Source organism: Polynucleobacter sp. 39-46-10, assembly GCF_002282275.1.
The window spans coordinates 1-1,043 of the sequence record NZ_NCJB01000554.1 but is presented as its reverse complement, the minus strand read 5'-3'; the positions used below and the strand labels follow the sequence as shown (position 1 = coordinate 1,043).

2 protein-coding genes are annotated in these 1,043 nt (G+C 44.8%); both read left to right on the top strand.

What is annotated here, in order from left to right:
• The first annotated feature begins 28 nt into the window (after positions 1-28).
• The gene (locus B7X71_RS17680) at positions 29-166 is read left to right on the top strand and encodes a hypothetical protein (RefSeq protein WP_170217005.1); all 138 of its coding nucleotides are present in this window, start codon (positions 29-31) and stop codon (positions 164-166) included.
• A gap of 9 nt (positions 167-175) precedes the next feature.
• Positions 176-955: a 4,5-DOPA dioxygenase extradiol gene (gene ygiD / locus B7X71_RS17675; RefSeq protein WP_293601703.1), complete on the top strand. Its 780-nt coding sequence runs from the start codon at positions 176-178 to the stop codon at positions 953-955.
• Positions 956-1,043 lie beyond the last annotated feature (88 nt).

The window sequence follows — 1,043 nt, the reverse complement described above, 5'->3', positions numbered from 1 at the left end:
TATTTAATGTGTTTAATGAGGATTTAGCATGAACGAATGGCATAAAGAGTCGAAAGAAGAAGTCAATAAGAAAATCATCACCTTGATCGTGATGTTGGCAGCCGCTACTAGCTTGGCTATTTTGTTTGCTTTAGTTGCAGCTCATACTGGTTACGTATTCGGCTAATCCGTATTAATGACTAGCCATCGCCAACCTGCAGTATTTGCAGGCCATGGCAGTCCGATGTACGCCATTGAGCCCAATCGCTACACAGCGGCATGGGCCAGTCTTGGTAAATCGCTTAAACGTCCAGATGCCATCCTAGTCATCTCGGCACATTGGGTAACCCGGGGAGTATGGGTTACCGCAATGCCTAAACCCGAAACAATTCATGACTTTGGTGGATTTCCGCAAGCCTTGTTTGATATTCAATATCCAGCGCCTGGTAGTCCCGCATTAGCTGATCGAGTGAAAGAGCTGCTAGATGTTCCTGTTGTTCTTGAAGAGAATGAATGGGGTATTGATCATGGTGCCTGGTCTGTCCTCAAATACCTTTATCCCGATGCTGATGTTCCTGTAGTTCAGTTGAGTCTAGATGGCGCAATGTCTGCGGATGAGCACTACGAACTTGCCAAGAAGTTACGTCCTTTACGTGATGAGAATATTCTGATTTTGGCGAGTGGCAACGTTGTGCATAACTTACGAACGATTGATTGGGGGGAGGGTGTAACACCCTATCCATGGGCTAGAGAGTTCAATGATTTCTTTGTTTCAGAGATGAAGGTTGATCACCATGAGACTTTGATTCATTGGGAGCAATTTGGTGACTCTGCTCATTTGTCTATTCCGACTCCGGAACATTATTGGCCTGCCTTGTATATCCTTGCTTTGCAAGAACGCGATGAGGCGCCTAAAGTATTGGTGGATGGAGTGGAAATGGGTTCCATCGGTATGCTTACTTTTTCAATTCAATAAATAATTACCATGTGGCTATCTATTCTTGCAATCTTCTGTGGTGCTGGTCTCGGAGCTTTACTGAGGGCGGGATTTAATCTTGCAAAAT

Excerpts from the sequence above, each read along its gene's own strand:
- ygiD (WP_293601703.1), top strand. The coding sequence starts at position 176 with ATGACTAGCCATCGCCAACCTGCAGTATTTGCAGGCCATGGCAGTCCG.
- B7X71_RS17680 (WP_170217005.1), top strand. The coding sequence starts at position 29 with ATGAACGAATGGCATAAAGAGTCGAAAGAAGAAGTCAATAAGAAAATC.